Raw genomic sequence first — 2,732 nt, 5'->3', positions numbered from 1 at the left:
GACTTCTAGGCACCCGAGCATCACGCCGGTCCCGACCCCGGCCGCCCCCCCCCCCCGGGGGCGGCCCCCCCCCGCGGGGGGGCCCCCCCCTTCTGCTGTCGCGTCACGTGATGCGTTCCAGCAGGGGCCGCACGCGGGGCGGGACGGGGGTGGACAGCGCGATCGACGAGGACAGCCGCCGCACGCCCGGCACGTCCACGATCGAGTCGATCACCCGCTGGAGGTCGGCGTTCGACCGGGCCACGACCCGCACGAACAGGTCGCCCTGCCCGGTCGTGGCGTGCACCTCGCACACCTCGTTGATCGCGGCCAGGCCCTCGGTCACCTCGTGCCGCCGGCCCTGCGCGATCTCCAGCACGGCGAACGCGGTCAGCCCGTAGCCCATCGCGGCCAGGTCGAGCGCGGGCGGGAAGCCCGTGAGCACGCCGCGCGCCACCAGCCGGTCGAGCCGCGCCTGGACCGTGCCGCGGGCCACGCCGAGCCGGCGCGAGCACTCCAGCACCCCCAGCCGGGGCTCGTCGGTGAGCAGCAGCAACAGCCGGGCGTCCAGGGCGTCGACGACGTGGTCAGAGTGTTCAGCTTGCGCGTCTGAAGCCATGAACCACTGTACAAAATGACCAGTGAATCGAGCGACTGTTGCTCAGCCTGCCCAGGCTTGCACATGCTGTGAGGTATGACGCAGCAGCTTGACGACGTGAGCTACGACCAGCTCCGCCAACTCGTGGGCCTGGTCGACTACGACGGGACGCGCGACCCGTTCCCCGTCCGCTCGATGGACGCCGTGGTCTTCGTGGTCGGCAACGCGACCCAGACCGCCTGGTTCTACCAGGTCGCCTTCGGGATGCAGCTCGTCGCGTACGCCGGACCGGAGACCGGGCAGCGGGACCACAAGTCGTTCGTGCTCAAGTCCGGCTCGGCGCGGTTCGTGATCAACGGCGGGGTGAGCCCGGACAGCCCGCTGCTCGACCACCACCGCAGGCACGGCGACGGCGTGGTGGACCTCGCGCTGGAGGTCGCCGACGTCGACCGGTGCATCGAGCACGCACGCGCCCAGGGGGCGACCGTGCTGGAGGAGCCGCACGACCTGGCCGACGAGCACGGCACCGTCCGGGTCGCGGCCATCGCGACCTACGGCGAGACCCGCCACACCCTGGTCGACCGGTCCCGCTACCGCGGGCCGTACCTGCCCGGCTACGAGGCGCGGGAGAGCACGGTCGTGCGGCCCGAGGGCGCGCCCAAGCGGTTGTTCCAGGCGGTCGACCACTGCGTGGGCAACGTCGAGCTGGGCAAGATGGACTACTGGGTCGAGTTCTACAACCGGGTGATGGGCTTCGTGAACATGGCGGAGTTCATCGGCGACGACATCGCCACCGACTACTCGGCGCTGATGAGCAAGGTCGTCTCCAACGGCAACCACCGGGTGAAGTTCCCGCTCAACGAGCCGGCGGTGGCGAAGCGGAAGTCGCAGATCGACGAGTACCTGGAGTTCTACGAGGGCGCCGGCGTGCAGCACATCGCGCTGGCGACCAACGACATCGTGGCCACCCTGACCGCGATGCGGGCGGCCGGCGTGGAGTTCCTGGAGACGCCGGACTCGTACTACGACGACCCGGAGCTGCGGGCGCGCATCGGCGAGGTGCGCGTGCCGATCGAGGTGCTCAAGGAGCACCGCATCCTGGTCGACCGGGACGAGGACGGCTACCTGCTCCAGATCTTCACCAAGCCGATCGGCGACCGGCCGACCGTGTTCTACGAGCTGATCGAGCGGCACGGGTCGCTGGGCTTCGGCAAGGGCAACTTCAAGGCCCTGTTCGAGGCGATCGAGCGCGAGCAGGAGCGCCGGGGCAACCTCTGACGCGTCCCCGACCGCCGCGGGCGGTCGGGCAGCGGGCCGGTCCGGGAACCCCCGGGCCGGCCTTTCGCGTTCGGAACGGTGATGATGCCCGTACCAGGCGCGCCGGGACCGGTACGCTCGGTGCGGGGTTGTCTCACACCACATTCACCTGGAGGGTGGCATGGCGCTCGCGGCACGGGTCACCGCGGTGCTCCCGCTCGTCGGGGCGGTCGCCACGGCCGTGGCGCTGACCGGCGCGGCCTTCTTCACCGTGGCTCACGCGGGGTGCTCGGACCCGGGTCGGTTCGTGGACCGCGACGGCGCGGTGCAGTTCGTCGGCGGGTGCGTGGACGGGCAGGACCTGCCCGCCGTGACGCGGGTGGAGAATTCGCGGTACGACGTGCAGCCGTGACTTGGGCCCCGGCGGTTCCGGGGTGATAGTGGAGCCATGTGTCGCAACATCAGGGTGCTCCACAACTTCGAACCGCCCGCCACCGAGGACGAGGTCCGTGCGGCGGCGGTGCAGTACGTGCGCAAGGTGAGCGGGTCGACGCGTCCGTCGGCGGCGAACCAGGAGGCGTTCGACGCGGCCGTCGAGGCGGTGGCCGAGGCCACCCGCGTGCTGCTCGAGTCCCTGGTCACCCACGCCCCGCCCCGCGACCGCGAGGTCGAGGCCGCCAAGGCCAAACAACGCGCCGCCCTCCGCTACAACCGCACCTGACCCCGCGTGCCCTACCTCCGAACCGCGTGAGTCCACCCTTCGCGTCGCGCGTGTCCTACGTCCAGAACGCGTGAGTCCTACGTCCAGAACGCGTGAGTCCAACGCTCGGAACACCCGAGTTGAACGTTCAGAACGCCACGGCCCCCGCGCCCCCGGGCGGGGGGGGGGGGGGGCCGC

4 protein-coding genes are annotated in these 2,732 nt (G+C 71.3%); 3 read left to right on the top strand and 1 reads right to left on the bottom strand.

The window, feature by feature from the left end; translation table 11 throughout:
• Positions 1-103: 103 nt before the first annotated feature.
• Complete coding sequence (locus ACFXGA_RS24460; protein ID WP_378091426.1) at positions 104-598, bottom strand: Lrp/AsnC family transcriptional regulator; 495 nt, start codon at positions 596-598, stop codon at positions 104-106.
• A 75-nt stretch (positions 599-673) separates the two neighbouring features.
• Between ACFXGA_RS24460 and hppD the strand changes: the two genes are divergently transcribed.
• The 3 genes from hppD to ACFXGA_RS24445 all read left to right on the top strand — a co-directional run bounded on the left by hppD (position 674) and on the right by ACFXGA_RS24445 (position 2,555).
• A complete protein-coding gene (gene hppD / locus ACFXGA_RS24455) occupies positions 674-1,855 on the top strand; it encodes a 4-hydroxyphenylpyruvate dioxygenase (protein WP_378091424.1) in 1,182 nt (393 codons plus the stop codon).
• A gap of 160 nt (positions 1,856-2,015) precedes the next feature.
• Positions 2,016-2,246, top strand: coding sequence for a hypothetical protein (locus ACFXGA_RS24450; protein WP_378091422.1), 231 nt, complete (start codon positions 2,016-2,018; stop codon positions 2,244-2,246).
• 36 nt (positions 2,247-2,282) lie between these two features.
• A complete protein-coding gene (locus ACFXGA_RS24445; RefSeq protein WP_378091420.1) occupies positions 2,283-2,555 on the top strand; it encodes a DUF2277 domain-containing protein in 273 nt (90 codons plus the stop codon).
• Positions 2,556-2,732 lie beyond the last annotated feature (177 nt).

The organism is Actinosynnema sp. NPDC059335 (genome assembly GCF_042752395.1).
Classification (GTDB): Bacteria; Actinomycetota; Actinomycetes; order Mycobacteriales; family Pseudonocardiaceae; genus Actinosynnema.
Note: the sequence above shows the minus strand (reverse complement) of the source record. Positions and strands in the feature narration are given on the sequence as shown.